This is a genomic window from Micromonospora sp. NPDC005553, from assembly GCF_042871765.1.
Lineage (GTDB): Bacteria > Actinomycetota > Actinomycetes > Mycobacteriales > Micromonosporaceae > Micromonospora.
Window position 1 is genome coordinate 680,477 of the sequence record NZ_JBIAJD010000003.1, and the last position, 16,300, is coordinate 696,776.

Sequence of the window (16,300 nt, forward strand, 5' to 3'; positions counted from 1 at the left end):
AGTGCCGGGGGCGTGCCGGTGTCCCAGCTGGGCATCGACTCCCTACGCTGGGCCCGTGACACTGATCGCGACCCAGTCGCTCACCAAGACGTACGGAGGTCGGGTCACCGCGTTGGCCGACCTCACCGTCGCCGTCGAGCCCGGGATCATCGGCCTGGTGGGCGCGAACGGCGCCGGCAAATCCACGTTGATCAAGATTCTGCTCGGCCTGATCGCACCAACCAGCGGTCAGGTCTCGGTGCTCGGCATCGACCCGACCGCAGATCCGGCGGCTGTCCGCAGCCGCGTCGGCTACATGCCGGAACACGACTGCCTCCCACCGGACCTGTCCGCCGCCGAGCTGGTCACCCACCTCGGTCGGATGAGCGGCCTTCCCCGCACCGCGGCTCGCGAGCGGGCCTCGGAGGCGCTGCGGCACGTCGGGCTCTACGAGGAGCGCTACCGCCCGGTCGGTGGCTACTCGACCGGCATGAAGCAGCGCGTCAAGCTGGCCCAGGCGCTGGTTCACGACCCCGACCTGCTGTTGCTGGACGAACCGACCAACGGCCTGGACCCGGCCGGCCGCGACGCCATGCTGGCCCTGGTGCATCGGATCGGCACCGAGTTCGGCATCTCCGTGCTGGTCTGTTCGCACCTGCTCGGGGAGGTGGAGCGGATCTGCGACACGCTGATCGCCATCGACGGCGGCCGGCTGCTGCGCGCCGACAACATCTCCGCGATGACCACGGCCACCGACGTGCTCGCCGTGGAGGTCAGCGAGGGCACCGAGGAACTCGCCGCCCGACTCGCCGAGCTGAAACTGCCGGTCGCCCGGGACGGGCGACTGCTCCTCGTGCCGCTCGCCGATGACGGCACCTACGACCTGATCCTCGGTGCGGTCGCCGAACTGGACCTGCCACTGCACCGACTGGACCAACGCCGGCACCGGGTGGCCGAACTCTTCGCCACGAGGGAGCTCACACATGCCTGAGCCGTCCACCGCCGCCGTGCGCTCCACGCCGACTGGCGTCATCCACGACATCGGTTACCAACGCTACGAGGGCCCGAGGCTCGGCCGCCGGCAGGTCTTCGGCGCGCTCTACGGGCACGGTCTGCGCACCGCGTTCGGTCTCGGCCGCAGCGCCAAGGCCAAGATCTTCCCGTGGCTGGTGGTCGGCATCGTCTCCCTGGTGGCGGTGGCCCTGGCCGCAATACGCAGCCAGATCGGCGAGCCGGTGGCCACGTACGCCCAGTTCGCCGACGCGATGAGCTGGCTGGTCATCTTCTTCGTCGCTGTCGTCGCTCCGGAGCTGGTCTCCCGGGATCTGCGCAGCGGCGTGCTGCCGCTGTACTTCTCCCGGCCGCTGCCGCGCACCGACTACGCGTTGGCCAAGTTGCTGGCGCTGGTCACCGCCCTCTGGCTGCTGCTCGGCGGGCCGCAGCTGCTGATGTTCCTGGGTGCCGCGTTCACCACCAAGCAGGGCATGCGCGGGGTGTGGAACGAGCTGCTCGACCTGCTCCCCGGGCTGCTCTACGCCGGGCTGTGGGCGGTGGTCTTCGCCTCGGTCGGCCTGCTGGTCGCGTCGCTGACCGGCAAGCGCGCCTTCGCCGCCGGCGGTGTGGTCGCGGTCTTCCTGATGACCACCCCGATCGTGGGCGTGCTGAGCATTCTGCCGTCGCGTGCCGCCAACGAGCTGGCCGGGCTCGCCTCACCCTCGACCCTGGTCCAGGGGGTGGGCATCTGGTCCCTGGGTGACCTGCTGGTCGAGGGCGATCCGGGCGAGATGATGATCGGCGGGTTCGGCCCGGTCTACGCCCTGGCCGCGGTGCTGCTGGTCGCCGGCGCGACCGCCCTCCTGCTGGCCCGCTACCGGAAGGTCGCCTCCTGATGAGCACGCTGAGCCTGACCGGGGTGTCCCGGTGGTACGGCAACGTGGTCGCTGTCAACGACATCAGCATGGTCCTCGGCCCGGGCGTGACCGGGCTGCTCGGCCCGAACGGCGCCGGCAAGACCACGCTGCTGCACATGATGGCCGGGTTCCTCTCCCCGTCGCGCGGCACCGTCACCCTCGACGACGAGCCGACCTGGCGCAACCCCGACGTCTACCGGCGGCTGGGGTTGGTCAGCGAGCGGGAGGCGGTGCAGGGTTTTCTCACCGCCTACGAGTTCGTGCTGGCCAGCGCGAAGCTGCACCGGCTGCCCGATCCGGCGGCCGCGGCCCGACGGGCGATCGATCTGGTGGAGCTGGAGTCGGCGCAGGACCGCCGGATCGGCACGTACTCCAAGGGCATGCGCCAGCGCGCCCGGGTGGCCGCCGCGTTGGTGCACGACCCGCAGGTGCTGCTGCTCGACGAGCCGTTCAACGGCATGGACCCGCGCCAGCGGCTGCACATGATGCAGCTGCTGCACACCCTTGGTGACGCTGGCCGGACGATCCTGTTCAGCTCGCACATCCTGGAGGAGGTCGAACAGGTCTCCGGGACGGTGCAGGTGATGGTGGCCGGCCGGTTGGCCGCCTCCGGCGACTTCCGGACCATCCGCCGGTTGATGACCAACCGCCCGCACGTCTTCGCGGTGCGCTCCACCGACGACCGGGCGCTGGCCGTCGCGCTGATCGCCGAGGCGTCGGTGAGTGGGGTCGAGTTGGACCCGACCGGGTTGACCGTGCGGGCCGGTGACTACGGCGCGTTCACCCGGGCGCTGCCCCGGATCGCGCTGAACAAGGGCATCCGGGTACGTCAGCTGGTGCCGTCCGACGAGTCCCTGGAGAGCGTCTTCTCCTACCTGGTGGAGGCCTGACATGTCGACAGTTACCTGGATCACCGCGCGCGGGTTGTTCGGCCGACGGCGGTTCCTGCTGCTGCTGCCGCTGCCGTTGGTGCTGCTCGGGCTGGCCGTGCTCTGCCGGTCGCTGGGGGTGGACCCGGGCCAGTGGGGGCCGCCGGTGCTGGTCGGCCTCGGGCTGGCCGTGGTGCTGCCGGTGGTTGCGCTGATCATCGGCACGGGCGTGCTGGGCGCCGAGATCGACGACGGCACTGTGGTGCACATCCTGACCAAGCCGCTGCCGCGCTGGCAGATCGTGCTGCCGAAGCTCGCGGTGGCCGCCGGGGTCACCGCGGTCACCGTGGCGGTGCCGCTCTACGTCGCAGGCGTGCTCGCCGACTCGGTACGCCTCGGACTGGCGCTGGCGGTCTCGGCGGCGCTCGGCGCGCTGGCGTACTCGGCGTTGTTCCTCGCGCTCAGCCTGGTCACCAGGCGGCCGGTGCTGCTCGGGCTGGTCTACGTGCTGATCTGGGAGGGGCTGCTGGGCAACTTCGTCAGCGGCACCAAGGTGCTCTCCATCCAGCAGTACGTGATCGCCCTCGCTGATCGCATCGCTCCCACCGGGCTGCTGGAGACCAGCGTGTCGGTGCCGGTGGCGTCGGTGATGACCGCGCTGGTCAGCGTCGGCTTCACGGTGCTCGCCATCGACCGCCTGCGCTCGTTCAGCGTGGCCGGCGAGACGAGCTGACAACGGTGCGAGCCGCTGTTCCGGCCAGCCCCCGCGCGGCGGTAGGGCTGGCCGGATGGACCGGTCGGGCCACCTCGGGCCAGGCTGGTGGGCGTGAGCGTCGAAGCGGAGCGGACGTCGTTGGCTGAGCCGTACTCCCGGAGCAGCCGCCCGTGGCTGACCAGCCTGGCCGTCGCCGGGCTGGCCTGTGCCACAGTCGCCACGGCGGCTCAGGGCAGCGGCCAGTTCCACTGGTGGGCGGTCTTCATCCTGATCCCGGCCGCGTTGATCGCGGCCAGCGGTGGGCCGTTGCTGGTTCGCGGCGGCGGCCGGGCCTTCGCCGGGTACATGCTCGCCTGCGTCGGCACGATCGTCTTCGCGGTCGGCGCGCTGCTGATGTTCGGCGTGATGGGGCGAGGCTGGCCGCTCCTGGTGGTGCTGCCCTGCCTGGCGGTGGCCGGCACCTACTGGTGGCGGGCGGCCCACCCGCTCGCCCGCGGCCTGCACCGGGCGGTGGCCCTGCTCGCGCTGACCGGCGCGCTGCTCGGCCTGACCCTGCAACTGATCCGGGTGGATCTGATTCACCTGAAGACCGGTTGGTGGGGCGCTTTCCTGATGTTGGCCGGGGCCATCGTGCTGGGCAACGCGGGGGAGCTGACCCGGCACCGGATGCCGTACCGCCTCCAGGCGATCACCCTGCTGGTGGGGCCCGCCGTGATCGCGTTCCTGCTCGGGCTGCGCTTCCTGCGCGGCTGGTGACGCACCGGTCCGCCGCTGCCCGAGCGGGCGGCGGCGGACCGGCAGGTCAGAAGGCGCAGGCGATGACCAACTCCGGGGTACGGTCCGGGAGCAGGTCGAGTTTGCCGATCCGGCCCGCCGCCCGTAGGTCGTCGGCGACCAGCGTGAGCTGCTCCAGCAGCGCCGCCGGGCCGAGCGCCTCCGCCAACGGCACCTCCGCCTTCATCGACAGCTTCCGCTCGGATTTGGCCCGTCGCACCTGGCTCAACGCGTCACCGGCGAGCCGCAGCAGCGCCGGGTCACCCGAGCCCTCGATCGTCCGGGCCACCTCGTAGGTGGTGGGCCACGGCGCCTGGTGCACCGAGCCGTACCGCCACCACGACCAGACCTCCTCGGTCACGTACGGCAGCACCGGGGCGAACAACCGCAACTGCACCGACAGCGCCGAGGCCAGCGCCGCCCGTGCGGAGTCCGCCGCCGGGCCGGTGCCGTAGGCCCGCTCCTTGACCAGCTCGATGTAGTCGTCGCAGAACCGCCAGAAGAACGCCTCGGTGACCTGCAGGGCCGCCGTGTGGTCGTACGAGTCGAAGGCGGTGCCGGCAGCGGTGACCACGGTGGCCAGTTCGGCGAGCATGGCCCGGTCCAGTGGTGCGGTCGTCGGGGCGCGCAACGCGTCAGCGGCGCCCAGCCCGAGCGCGAACTTGGACGCGTTGAGCAGTTTGGTAGCCAGTCGCCGGCCGACCTTGATCTGCGCCGGGTCGAAGGCCAGGTCCATGCCGGGCTTGCCGCTGGCCGCCCAGTAACGCACCGCGTCGGAGCCGTGCTGCTCCAGCAGCGCCAGCGGGGTGACCACGTTGCCCTTGGACTTGGCCATCTTCTTGTGGTCCGGGTCGAGGATCCAGCCCGAGAGCACGGTGTCCCGCCAGGGCAGCACCCCGTGCTCGAAGTGCGAGCGGACCACCGTGTCGAAGAGCCAGGTCCGGATGATCTCCTGCCCCTGCGGGCGGAGGTCCATCGGGAAGACCCGGGCGAACAGGTCCGGGTCGGTCTCCCAGCCACCGATGATCTGTGGCGTCACCGAGGACGTGGCCCAGGTGTCCAGAACGTCCGGGTCGCCGATGAAGCCGCCCGGTCGGCCGCGTTGCGACTCGTCGTAACCGGGCGCCGGATCGCTCGACGGGTCGACTGGCAGCGCGGACTCGTCCGGCGTGAGAGGGTGGGTCCAGTCCGGCTCGCCAGTGTCGTCGAGCCGGTACCACACCGGCACCGGCACGCCGAAGAAGCGTTGACGGCTGACCAGCCAGTCCCCGTTGAGGCCGCCCACCCAGTTGTCGTAGCGGTGTTTCATGTGCGTCGGCACCCAGTGCAGCTGCTCGCCCCTGCCCAGCAGCGTGGCTCGCAGCGCCGCGTCCCGGCCGCCGTTGCGCAGATACCACTGTCGAGTCGACACGATCTCCAGTGGCCGGTCGCCGCGTTCGTAGAACTTGACCGGGTGGGTGATCGGACGCGGCTCGCCGATCAGGTCACCGGCGTCGGCAAGCATCCCGACGATCTCCCGACGGGCGGCGTTGACGGTCTGCCCGGCCAGCGCCGCGTACGGCTGGGCCGGCACCCCGTGCGGCGGCTCGGGGAGCAACCGACCGTCCCGGCCGATGACCACCCGGGTGTCCAGCCCCAGCTCACGCCACCAGGTCACGTCGGTCAGGTCACCGAACGTGCAGACCATCGCGACACCGGTGCCCTTGCCGGGTTCGGCGAGGGGATGGGCGTACACCGGCACGTCGACGTCGAACAGCGGACTGCGCACGGTGGTGCCCACCAGGTCGGCGTACCGCTCGTCGTCGGGGTGGCAGACCAGCGCCACGCAGGCCGGTAGCAGCTCCGGCCGGGTGGTGTCGATGAGCACCTCCCGCCCGTCGGCCGCGGTGAACCGCAGCCGGTGGTAGGCGCCGGGGCGCTCCCGGTCCTCCAACTCCGCCTGGGCGACAGCGGTGGCGAAGCCGACATCCCACAGGGTCGGCGCCTCCGACTGGTACGCCTCGCCGCGGCGCAGGTTGCGAACGAACGCCCGTTGGCTGGTGGTCCGGGCGATCCGGCCGATGGTCGTGTACGTCAGGGACCAGTCCACCGACAGCCCGAGCCGTCGCCACAGCGCCTCGAAGGCCTGCTCGTCGGTGACCGTCAACCGTTCGCACAGCTCGATGAAGTTGCGCCGGGAGATCGGGGTGGGGTCGCGGCGGGCCGCGTCGTCGACCGGAGCCGCCGGTGGCCGCCACACCGGGTCGTACGGCAGCGCCGGATCGCAGCGCACCCCGTAGACGTTCTGCGCCCGACGCTCGGTGGGCAGGCCGTTGTCGTCCCAGCCCATCGGGTAGAAGACGGCCTTGCCGCGCATCCGCTGGTACCGCGCCGTGGTGTCGGTGTGCGTGTACGAGAAGACGTGCCCCATGTGCAACTCGCCCGATACGGTCGGCGGTGGGGTGTCGATCGAGAACACGTCGCTCCGCTGCTTCGAGCGGTCGAACGCGTACGTGCCTTCCTCCTGCCAGCGGCGTGCCCAGCTCTCCTCGAGCCCGTCCAGGGTCGGACGCTCGGGAACGCCGGCGCGGGCCGTCCTCGCCGTATCGGTCATCCTGCGATCGTAGGCACCTACCGGCTGCGGAGCGACGGAGTTGCGACCGAACACACCGGCCGGCGGTCGTGGCCTCGCTGGGGCGGCCCGGTCAGATCAGCGAGTCACGCCACTGGCGGTGCAGGGCGGCGTACCGGCCGTCGGCCTCGGCGAGCACTGCCGGCGGGCCGTCCTCGACGACAGTTCCGCCGTCGAGGACGAGCACCCGGTCGGCGGTTTCCACAGTGGACAGACGATGTGCGATCACCAGCGCGGTGCGGTCGCGCAGGATGGTGCCGAGTGCCCGCTGCACCAGACGTTCCGTCGGCACGTCCAGCGACGACGTCGCCTCGTCCAGGATCAGCACTGTCGGGTCGGCCAGGAATGCGCGGGCGAACGCGACCAGCTGCCGCTGGCCGGCGGAGAGCCGGCCGCCGCGCCGGTGCACCTGAGTGGCGTACCCCTCGGGTAGTGCGGCGATGAAGTCGTGCGCGCCGATCGCCCGCGCGGCGGCCTGGACGGCGGCGTCGTCGGCCCCCGGGCGACCGAACCTGATGTTCTCCGCGACGGTCCCGCTGAACAGGTGGTTCTCCTGCGTCACCAGCACCACCGCGCGGCGCAGGTCGGCGTCGCGTACGTCACGCAGGTCGACCCCGTCCAGCCGGACCGTGCCGGTGTCGGGGTCGTGGAACCGGGCGACCAGCTTGGCGATCGTCGACTTGCCCGCCCCGGTGGGGCCGATCAGCGCCACGGTCTGCCCGGCCGGCACCGTCAGCTCCAGCCGGCAGAGAATCGGGGTGTCGGCCCGGTAGCCGAAGCCGACCGAGCAGAAGATCAACTCACCGCGGCCGGGGCCGGTCGGCAGCGGTGTGGGCCGGGCCGGTTCGGCGACGGCCGGTCGTTCGTCGAGCACCCCGGCCAGCTTCTCCAGTGCGGCGGTGGCCGACTGCAACGAGTTGTAGAACTGGCTCAGCTCCTGCATCGGCTCGAAGAAGCGGCGTAGGTAGAGCAGGAACGCGGCGAGCACACCGATCTCGGTCTGCCCGCCGAGCACCCGCCAACCGCCGTAGCAGAGCACCGCCGCCACTGTGACGTTGCCGATCAGCTTGATCGCTGGCGAGTATGTGGCGATCAGCCGGAACGCATGCAGGCTGCTCCGCCGGTAGTCGTCGCCGAGCGCCACGAAGATCCGTTGGTTGCGAGGCTCCCGGCGGAACGCCTGCACCGCCCGGATGCCCCGCATCGACTCGACGAAGTGCACGATGACCAGCGCGACCGCGTCCCGGGTCCGTCGGTACGCGCTGGCCGACGACCGGGCGAACCAGCGGGAGAGGCAGAACAGGAAAGGGAAGGCGAGCAGCGTCACGGCCGCCAGCGGCAGGTCCAGCCAGAGCAGGATGGCGGCCACCGACAGGATGGAGAGCCCGGCCAGCACCAGGCTGTCGATCCCACCGTCGACCAACTCGGCGATGGAGTCCAGGTCACTGGTGAGCCGGGAGACCATCCGGCCGGAGGTGTACCGCTCGTGGAAGCCCACCGACAGCCGCAGGAAGTGCCCGAACACCCGCTGCCGCAGGTCGAGCAGGACGGCCTGGCCGATCCGGGCGGAGAGGGTGAGGAAGCCGCGGCGGGCCGCGTACTCGGTCACCGCGGCCACCGCGAACGCCCCGGCGACGGTGACCAGCGGGCCGGCGTCGCCGGCGCGCAACGGCGGGATGGCCCGGTCGATGCCGATCATGACCAGGTACGGGCCGGCCATCGCGGCGGCGTTCTGGGCCAGCAGCAGGGTGACCGCCGCGGCGAGACGCCGCCGATGCGGGCGGAGCAGGTCGCCCAGCAGGGTTCGGCTGAGCCGGCGTAGCCGGGCCACCGCCTCGGGGCTGGTGTCCTCAGCTCGACTGCGGTCGGCCTCCGGGTCGGTGGCGGTTCCGCGCCAGCGGGCAAGCTCGGGCTCCTCCTCGGGAGGGGGGTCGGCCTGCTCCGGCACCCTCACGAGCGCACCAGCCCCCACCCGTCCGACGGCGACGAACTCGGGCCGCTGGCCCCGGCCGGGGGTGGATGCCCGCCGGGCGGCTCGGCGGCCAGCAGCGCCCGGTACGCCGGGACGGTGGCCAGCAGGTCGGAGTGCCGGCCGGTCGCCGTGATCCGTCCGTCCTCCAGCAGGGCGACCCGGTCGGCCAGCGCGATCGTCGACGGCCGGTGCACCACCAGCAGCGCGGTGCTGTCGCGCAGGACCCGCCGCAGCGCCGCTTCGACCAGGGCCTCGGTGTGCACGTCGAGAGCGGAGAGCGGATCGTCCAGCACCAGCACCGCCGGTCGTCCGAGCACGGCCCGTGCCAACGCGAGCCGTTGCCGTTGCCCGCCGGAGAGGGACAACCCCTGCTCGCCCACCCGGGTCGCCAATCCCCAGGGCAGGTCGTACGCGAAGTCGGCCTGGGCCAGCGCGAGGGCCGCACGGATCTCGTCGTCGCCGGCGTCCGGGCGACCCAGGGTGAGGTTCTCCCGCACCGACATGGAGAAGAGCGTCGGCTCCTCGAACGCCACCCCGACCAGCCGACGCAGCGAGGCCAGCCGCAGCTCGCGCAGGTCGTGCCCGTCCAGGGTGATCCGGCCGGTGGTCACGTCGTGCAGCCGGGGCACCAGGGAGAGCAGCGTGCTCTTGCCGGAGCCGGTGGCGCCGACCAGCGCCAGCGTCTCGCCCGGCTCGATGGTCAGGTCGATCTCGCGGAGCACCCCGGTGGTGGCACCCGGATAGCTGAACGCGACCCGCTCGAAGCGCAACCGACCGTGCACCGCGCTGCGCGGCAACGCGACAGCGCCGGCGGAATCCACTATCTCCGGTGGAGTGTCCAGCACCTCCTGGATGCGGTCGGCGGCGGTAGCCGCCTCCTGACCGTTGGCGATGATCCAGCCCAGTGACTGCACCGGCCAGATGAGCATCAGTTGGAGGCTGACGAACGCGACCAGCTCGCCGATGGTGAGCGCGCCGTGCGCGGCGGCGGCCGCCCCGGCCGCCAGCACCACCCCCAGGGTCACGTTGGGTACCAGGTCGAGCAGCGCCGAGGTGTTCGCCAGCAGCCGCCCCTTGCCGACGCCCGTGTCGTGCAGCCGCCGGGCCGCACCGGCGAAGCGAGCGGCCAGCTCGGGCCCCCGCCCGTACGCCTTCATGGTGCGCAGGCCCTGCGCGGTCTCCTCGACCAGCGTCGCCACGTCGCCCTGCTGATCCTGCATCCGGCGGGACGCGGCGTGGTAGTGCCGGCCGAACCGGCGGCTGATCAGCAGCAGCGGCACCGCGCTGGCCGCGACCAGCACCCCGAGCGCCGCGTGCAGGTTGATCAGCAGCACCACCACGACCACGTACGTGGTCAGGTTGAGCACCAGGAAGAAGACGCCGAAGGAGAGGAACCGGCGGATCACCGACAGGTCGCTGGTGATCCGGGAGAGCAACTGGCCGGACTGCCAGCGGTCGTGGAAGTTGGTCGGCAGCCGTTGCAGGTGGGCGTAGACGTCGGCGCGCAGCGCCGCCTCCATGCCAACCGCCGAGGACGACTGGACCCACCGGCGGATGAAGATGAGCACCGCCTCGACCACGCCGAGCAGCAGCGCCAGGCCCCCGAGCTGGAGCAGCCCGGCCGGTTCGTGTCGGGCCACCGGCCCGTCCACGACCCGCTGCACGACCAGCGGTACGGCGATCCCGGCCGCGGTGCCGGCGAGGCCCGCGACGAGCAGCCAGGCGAACTCGGCGGCGTACGGGCGCAGGTAGGGGCGAAGCCGCCAGAGGTTGTGCACGGGGTGGGTGCCCGCGGCGGCCCGGGCGGCCGGGTCGCCGTCGCTCTCCACAGGCACTACCAGACGGTAGCGTCAATGAGTGTCGGTGCTCCTGTCAGCTTGTTGTCAAGCGTCGCTCATGACCGAGAAGCCACTTCTTCACGTCCAGCCCCCAGCGGTAGCCGCCGAGCGTGCCGTCGGTGCGAAGAACCCGGTGGCAGGGCACGAAGAGGGCTGCCGCGTTCCGGGCGCAGGCAGCCGCAGCGGCTCGGACCGCCGGTGGTCGACCGGCCAGCGCGGCGTACCCGGTGTAGGTGACCGGGGTGCCCGGCGGGACCTCGCGCAGCACCTGCCAGGCGTGCGCCATGAACTCGCCACCGGTGCGTTGACGCACCGGCACCGTGTCGATGGCGGCGAGGTCACCGTCCAGGTAGGAGTGGACCGCCGCACTGACCGGGCCGAGGTCGGCCCGCTCCCGTAGCGGTGCCCGCAGGGCCGGATGGACCAGGGGCAGCAGCACCGCCGGATCCGGGGTGAAGCCGGCCGCACGTACGTCACCGTCGGGGCCGGCGAGGATGCTCAGTGGGCCGGCCGGTGTGCTCAGAACGGTGCTGTCGATGTTCATGCCGCTCTCCAGAGTCTGATCGTGGCGTAGGACCGCCAGGGACGCCAACGCTCGGCGTACCTGTCGAGGGTTTGTGGGGTGTCGGGCAGGCCGAGCGCCGCGGCGCCGCGCCGGACCGCGAGGTCGGAGCTGAGCAGGACGTCCGGGTCGCCGAAGGCGCGCATGGCCAGGTAGTTGGCGGTCCACGGGCCGATGCCGGGCAGCGCGAGCAGCCGCCGAACGGCCTCCTCCCGATCCACCCCCGCGGCGAGGTCGACGGATCCGTCCAGCACGGCCCGAGCCAACCCCCGCAGAGCCTCCCGCCGCCCGACCGGCATCCCGAACCCCGGGTCCGGCAGGGCCAACAGCTCCTCCGCGCCCAAGAACCCCCGCAGCTCACCTCGTTGATCATGAGGTTGACCTGGGGTTCGATCTTCTTCGACCTCGTCAACCTCATGATCAACGCGAGCGTGGGCGGCGAGGAGGCGGGTGAGGGTTGTTCTTGCCGACGTCACCGAGACCTGCTGGCCGATGATGGCGCGGACGGCCTGCTCGAAGCCGTCGACGGCACGGGGGACGCGGATGCCGGGTTCGGCGGTGATCGCCGGGGCCAGCGCCGGGTCGGCGGCCAGCGTGCCGTCGATGGCCGCCGGGTCCGCGTCCAGGTCGAGCAACCGGCGGCAGCGGGCCACCGCCGGCGCCAGGTCGCGCAGGTCGGCCAGCCGCAACGTCGCCGCCACGTGCCCGTCCGTCGGGGTCAGCGCCACCTGGCCGGTGCCGTGCGGCAACCGCAGACCCCGGTGGTACGTCCCGTCGCGGACCGCCTCCACGCCGGGCAACGCCCGCACCGCGAGGAAGTCCAGCAGCGCCCGGGCGTGCAGCGGCGGGCGGTACGCCAGCCGGAGCGAGATGGTCCCCGCCCCGGCCGGCGCCTGTTGGCGACCACGGGCAGTGCGCAGGTCCGACGGTGCGCTCGCGTACACCTCGCGAAGCGTGTCGTTGAACTGCCGCACGCTGCCGAAGCCGGCGGCGAACGCGATCTCGGCCATCGCCAGGTCGGTCGTCTCGATCAGGATCCGGGCGGTCTGGGCGCGTTGGGCCCGGGCCAGCGCGAGCGGCCCGGCACCCATCTCGGCGCGCAGCATCCGGTGCAGGTGCCGCTCGGTGTAGCCCAGCCGGGAGGCCAACCCCGGTACGCCGTCCCGGTCGACAACCCCGTCGGCGATCAGCCGCATCGCCCGACCGACCACGTCCGCGCGGACGTCCCAGAGCGGTGAGCCGGGCGCGGCGTCCGGCCGGCAGCGGCGGCAGGCGCGCAGCCCGGCGCCCTGCGCGGCGGCGGCGGACGGGAAGAACCGGACGTTCTGCCGCTTGGGCGTGATCGCCGGGCAGGACGGCCGGCAGTAGATCCCGGTGGACGTCACACCGGTGTAGAACCAGCCGTCGAACCGCTGGTCACGGCTGTCGACGGCCCGGTAACACCGCTCGAAGTCCATCTCCATGTCACCGATGATGCCCCGCTCGGCCGGTCATCGGCTGGCGGGAATCGGACCTGGGTGTGCCGGTGCGCGGAGAGCCGGTCAACGGGGGCGTCGACGCCGCCGGTGCGGCTGGCCCGATCGGCCCGCCTGGCCGGATGGGCTCGGCTGGCCAGATGGGCTCGGCTGGCCGGATCGGCTCGACTGGCTCGGCTGTGCGGCTCGGCTCGGCTGGGTGGCGCGGTGTGGCTGGCCGGTCAGCAGGGCCGATCGGAACACACCGTCCGGGTCGTACCGCTTCCACAGCCGCCGGACCCGGGCCCCGGTCTCGCCCGGGTAGATCCGGGCGAACGCGGCGGGGTCCGGCCGGCCCTCGAAGTTGACGTACGCGCCGTCGGCGCGGGCCCCGGCCGCCCGCCAGGCGGCGTTCAACGCGGCGTCGGCCTGCGGCGGAAACACCGAGGCCACGATCAGCGTGTCCTGGTGGCGATGCGGGTACGCGGTCGCGTCGGAGGCGACGTCGTTGACAGCGCCGCCCAACGAGCGGAGCTGGATCACCGCCCGTCCCGGCCCGGTCACCGCCCGAGTCACGGCCCGCGCCCCGGCGTCGTCCAGCGAGGTGAACAGACCGTTCGTGGTCGTGCCACGCTGCTGCCCGACGTTGGGGTTGAGGTGCGCGGTCGGCACCAGCGTCGGGTAGGGCAGCAGGTCGGTCCGGTGTTCGAGCACCTTGCCGATGGCGAGCAGCGGCTCCACCGCCGGTCGGGCCCGGCGCAGGCTCTCGGCGGCGACCACCGCGGTGATGGACATGAGGACCGATCGACCCTCGGCGAACACCACGGCGGCCGCCGACAGCTCCCGTGGCGCCTGGGCGAGGTAGCTCGTCCACTCCCGGACGGTGCGGCCGTCCGGATGCGCCTCGACGACCAGCTGCGCGACGCCGACGTTGCGCTGCTCGACCGCCTCGATCTCGAAGGCCACCACGATGCCCGCGCCGGCCCCGGCGCCGCGGACCAACCAGAACAGCTCCGGCTCGTGGTCGGCGTCCGCTCGTACCAGCGTCCCGTCCGCCAGCACCACCTCGACGGCGCGGACCCGGTCGATGGTGAGACCGTGGGCGCGGACCAGCCAGCCGACACCACCGCCGGTGGCCAGGCCACCGACGCCGACGCCGCCGTAGTCACCCGAGCTGATCACCAGGCCGTACGGGGCCAGCGCCTTCGCCACGTTCGCCCAGCGGGCACCGGCCTCGACCCGGACCAGCCCAGCCCGTTCGTCGATCACCTGAACCCGGTTGAGCATCGACAGGTCGATGACGACCCCACCGTTGTTGGACGAGGCTCCGGAGAGGCCGTGCCCCCCGCTGCGGACCGCGATGGGCAGCCGCTGCTCCCGCGCGTAGCGCAGCGCGTCGACGACCTGCTCTGGCGTCTTGGGCAGCAGGACCGCGGCCGGAGACGCCGACCTGGTGTACGTCGAGCGCAGTTGCGCGTACCGGCGGTCGCCGGGCGTGACGATCTGCCCCCGGAGGGAGTCGGGCACCCGGGCCATGGCGGTGCTCATCGTCGCCCCCGCAGCTCGCGCCTCGGGCGTCCGGGATCGGTCATGGCCCAAGGATGAGCGGGCCTGCCGGCCTCGACAAATTCGGTGGACCGGTGCCCGCTGGTCACCGCCGGGCGTGACGCTCGCCGGGGCCGGGGAGTGGCGCGAGAGGGTGACCGGAATCTCGGACCGGTTCCCCGCCCCCGGCTCGGGAGGCCAGTGGCGTGCCCGGCACCACCGTGACCGGCGATGACAGTGGGACGGCCGGTCCGGCCGGCGCGAGGAAACCACCGACCGGACCGGTCCTGGTCAGCGCAACGGGGTCGGCGACACCGTCGGTCGGCCCGGCACACCGGGCGGGCCCGGCGGATTCGACGGGCTTGGTGAGGCGGTCGGTCCGGCCGGCGCACCCGGTGCCCCCGGCTTGCCTGGCACGCCCGGCGGAGCCGACGGGGTCGGCGAGACCGTCGGCCGTTCCGGTACGCCGGGCGGGCCAGACGGATTCGCGACCGCGCCACCGGGGCTCGGCTCGACCGTCGGCACAGCGGTGGGTGCGGACGGGGTTGGCACGGGTGGGCTGGGCACGGCTGCCGGACCGGCCGGACTGGGCACGGCCGGGGGAGGCCCGTCCGAGCCGGTCGCGGCGAGGGCGAGCGGAGTCGCGATCAGGATCGCCGCCAGGGTGCTCACCGCCCCCACTGCCACAGTGGCGCGACGTCTGTTGCGCACCCGCCGTTCCGCTCGGCTCAACTGGTCATGCACGATCGGTGCCTCCTCGGCCAGGTCGGTGAGGGTGGAGCGGATGAGGTGCTCGAAGGGTTCGGTCATCGCCGTACCTCCAGCATGTCGACGTCCGGCAGCAGGTCGCGCAGTCGCTTCACCGCTCGATGGGTACGGCTGCGCACGGTGCCCACCGAGCAGCCCAGCAACTCGGCCACCCGGGCTTCGGGGAGGTCCTCGTAGTAGCGCAGGACCACCACCGCCCGCTGCGTCGGTGGCAGGTGGCGCAGCGCGGCCCGCATCGCCAACCGCACGTCGGAGCCGCCGCTCGGGTCGCCGCCGACCGGTTCGTCCGCCGGGTTGAGCGGTGTCTCCCGCCACCGGCGAAGTCGCCGCCACCAGCTGATCTGCTCGCGGTACATCACCACGCGCAGGTAGCCCTCGGGGTCGGCGTGGCGAATGGTTCCCCACTTCGGGATGGTCCGCGCCAACGCCGACTGGAACAGGTCCTCGGCGGCGTTGCGGTCCCCGGTCAGCAGGTACGCGACCCGCATCAGCGCCGGAGTCCGGCTGCCGACGAACTCGGCCAGCCGCGCGCGCTCGTCCTCGTCCACCCACCACCCCCGTTTCGTTGTCACAGATACAGACGTCCCAGGTCATCGTCGCTATCCACCATCGGTGGGGTTTTTCGGCCCGAAAGTGTCGGTCGTGCCGGGTAGCGTCCGGCCACCAACTGAAGAAGGGGTGCGGCGGATGACGAGCGTGGCGGGTTGGGCGGCGGCGTCGACACCGGGTGCGTTTCCGCCGCTGCCCCGCGCGGTGGCGCAGTCCTTCTACCGCCGGATGCGGGCCGTCGCGCCGGCCGCCGTGGGCGCCATCGAACGGGACCGGGCGGGCGACCGCGAGCAGAGCTTCCCCGACACGGCCTGCGGCCGGTTGGCCGGCTCACTCGACGACGCGGGCCTGCGGGCCCTCGGGATGTGGACGCACCACTGGTGCATGCGCTTCTACGACGACGACACGAGCGTTGGCCGGCGGTTGATCCGCGAGATCGCCGCGCGGCCTGGGCTGGGCTGGATGGCCGACGAGGTGCGTTGGATGTTGCGGGAGTCGGTCTCGGCCGGGCCGGCCGCCGCCGACCGGTTCACACTGCCCCGCGCCGCCGCCGGGCAACTGTCCCTGGCCGACCGTCGGGCCCTGGGTCACTGGCCCGAGGCCGAGGTGCCCCGCCAGCGGCGGCCCGACCAGCTTAGTTGATCATGGCGAGGTCCGACCGCCACCCGCGGCTGGCGGTCGGCCCCACACCCAGCGCGCCGGAGACCGGCTACGGCAGGATGGACGCCGCACCGCCCTCGACGGAAGGACGCTC

At 72.5% G+C, this 16,300-nt stretch carries 14 protein-coding genes; 6 read left to right on the forward strand and 8 right to left on the reverse strand.

Going from position 1 to position 16,300, the window contains the following annotated elements:
• Positions 1-55 precede the first annotated feature (55 nt).
• The 5 genes from ACFYPG_RS15690 (at position 56) to ACFYPG_RS15710 (ending at position 4,229) form a co-directional block, all read left to right on the forward strand.
• Positions 56-970 (forward strand): ABC transporter ATP-binding protein, encoded by a 915-nt coding sequence (locus ACFYPG_RS15690; protein WP_238681676.1) that lies wholly within the window; start codon positions 56-58, stop codon positions 968-970.
• A complete protein-coding gene (locus ACFYPG_RS15695) occupies positions 963-1,868 on the forward strand; it encodes an ABC transporter permease (RefSeq protein ID WP_355010179.1) in 906 nt (301 codons plus the stop codon). The genes ACFYPG_RS15690 and ACFYPG_RS15695 overlap by 8 nt, the downstream gene beginning before the upstream one ends.
• Positions 1,868-2,779, forward strand: a complete 912-nt coding sequence (locus ACFYPG_RS15700) for an ABC transporter ATP-binding protein (protein ID WP_387352423.1) — start codon at positions 1,868-1,870, stop codon at positions 2,777-2,779. Before ACFYPG_RS15695 ends, ACFYPG_RS15700 begins: the two co-directional genes overlap by 1 nt.
• Position 2,780: 1 nt before the next feature.
• Positions 2,781-3,491: an ABC transporter permease gene (locus ACFYPG_RS15705; RefSeq protein ID WP_355010177.1), complete on the forward strand. Its 711-nt coding sequence runs from the start codon at positions 2,781-2,783 to the stop codon at positions 3,489-3,491.
• A 93-nt stretch (positions 3,492-3,584) separates the two neighbouring features.
• The gene (locus tag ACFYPG_RS15710) at positions 3,585-4,229 is read left to right on the forward strand and encodes a hypothetical protein (RefSeq protein WP_355010176.1); all 645 of its coding nucleotides are present in this window, start codon (positions 3,585-3,587) and stop codon (positions 4,227-4,229) included.
• A gap of 46 nt (positions 4,230-4,275) precedes the next feature.
• Here ACFYPG_RS15710 and valS read toward each other — a convergent pair whose 3' ends face one another.
• From valS to ACFYPG_RS15750, 8 genes are all read right to left on the reverse strand, one after another.
• Positions 4,276-6,840 (reverse strand): valine--tRNA ligase, encoded by a 2,565-nt coding sequence (gene valS / locus ACFYPG_RS15715; RefSeq protein WP_355010175.1) that lies wholly within the window; start codon positions 6,838-6,840, stop codon positions 4,276-4,278.
• Between the two features lie 91 nt (positions 6,841-6,931).
• Positions 6,932-8,812, reverse strand: a complete 1,881-nt coding sequence (locus ACFYPG_RS15720) for an ABC transporter ATP-binding protein (RefSeq protein ID WP_387352425.1) — start codon at positions 8,810-8,812, stop codon at positions 6,932-6,934.
• Positions 8,809-10,665: an ABC transporter ATP-binding protein gene (locus ACFYPG_RS15725; protein ID WP_387352427.1), complete on the reverse strand. Its 1,857-nt coding sequence runs from the start codon at positions 10,663-10,665 to the stop codon at positions 8,809-8,811. The genes ACFYPG_RS15720 and ACFYPG_RS15725 overlap by 4 nt, the downstream gene beginning before the upstream one ends.
• Positions 10,666-10,702: 37 nt before the next feature.
• Positions 10,703-11,212 (reverse strand): methylated-DNA--[protein]-cysteine S-methyltransferase, encoded by a 510-nt coding sequence (locus tag ACFYPG_RS15730; RefSeq protein WP_355010172.1) that lies wholly within the window; start codon positions 11,210-11,212, stop codon positions 10,703-10,705.
• Positions 11,209-12,693 (reverse strand): AlkA N-terminal domain-containing protein, encoded by a 1,485-nt coding sequence (locus tag ACFYPG_RS15735; protein ID WP_355010171.1) that lies wholly within the window; start codon positions 12,691-12,693, stop codon positions 11,209-11,211. Before ACFYPG_RS15735 ends, ACFYPG_RS15730 begins: the two co-directional genes overlap by 4 nt.
• Positions 12,694-12,771: 78 nt before the next feature.
• Positions 12,772-14,232 carry an FAD-binding protein gene (locus ACFYPG_RS15740; protein WP_387352429.1) on the reverse strand — a complete coding sequence of 487 codons (1,461 nt, stop codon included), beginning with the start codon at positions 14,230-14,232 and terminating at the stop codon, positions 12,772-12,774.
• Between the two features lie 288 nt (positions 14,233-14,520).
• On the reverse strand, positions 14,521-15,039 hold the full coding sequence (locus ACFYPG_RS15745; protein ID WP_387352431.1) for a hypothetical protein: 519 nt from the start codon (positions 15,037-15,039) through the stop codon (positions 14,521-14,523).
• On the reverse strand, positions 15,036-15,545 hold the full coding sequence (locus ACFYPG_RS15750; RefSeq protein WP_112583752.1) for a SigE family RNA polymerase sigma factor: 510 nt from the start codon (positions 15,543-15,545) through the stop codon (positions 15,036-15,038). Before ACFYPG_RS15750 ends, ACFYPG_RS15745 begins: the two co-directional genes overlap by 4 nt.
• A 139-nt stretch (positions 15,546-15,684) precedes the next feature.
• Here ACFYPG_RS15750 and ACFYPG_RS15755 point away from each other — a divergent pair, with 139 nt between their 5' ends.
• On the forward strand, positions 15,685-16,188 hold the full coding sequence (locus tag ACFYPG_RS15755; protein ID WP_387352433.1) for a hypothetical protein: 504 nt from the start codon (positions 15,685-15,687) through the stop codon (positions 16,186-16,188).
• Positions 16,189-16,300: the final 112 nt, after the last annotated feature.

Coding starts and splice junctions, on each gene's coding strand:
- ACFYPG_RS15695 (WP_355010179.1), top strand. CDS start 963: ATGCCTGAGCCGTCCACCGCCGCCGTGCGCTCCACGCCGACTGGCGTC.
- ACFYPG_RS15700 (WP_387352423.1), top strand. CDS start 1,868: ATGAGCACGCTGAGCCTGACCGGGGTGTCCCGGTGGTACGGCAACGTG.
- ACFYPG_RS15705 (WP_355010177.1), top strand. CDS start 2,781: ATGTCGACAGTTACCTGGATCACCGCGCGCGGGTTGTTCGGCCGACGG.
- valS (WP_355010175.1), bottom strand. CDS start 6,840: ATGACCGATACGGCGAGGACGGCCCGCGCCGGCGTTCCCGAGCGTCCG.
- ACFYPG_RS15730 (WP_355010172.1), bottom strand. CDS start 11,212: ATGAACATCGACAGCACCGTTCTGAGCACACCGGCCGGCCCACTGAGC.
- ACFYPG_RS15735 (WP_355010171.1), bottom strand. CDS start 12,693: ATGGAGATGGACTTCGAGCGGTGTTACCGGGCCGTCGACAGCCGTGAC.
- ACFYPG_RS15740 (WP_387352429.1), bottom strand. CDS start 14,232: ATGAGCACCGCCATGGCCCGGGTGCCCGACTCCCTCCGGGGGCAGATC.
- ACFYPG_RS15745 (WP_387352431.1), bottom strand. CDS start 15,039: ATGACCGAACCCTTCGAGCACCTCATCCGCTCCACCCTCACCGACCTG.
- ACFYPG_RS15755 (WP_387352433.1), top strand. CDS start 15,685: ATGACGAGCGTGGCGGGTTGGGCGGCGGCGTCGACACCGGGTGCGTTT.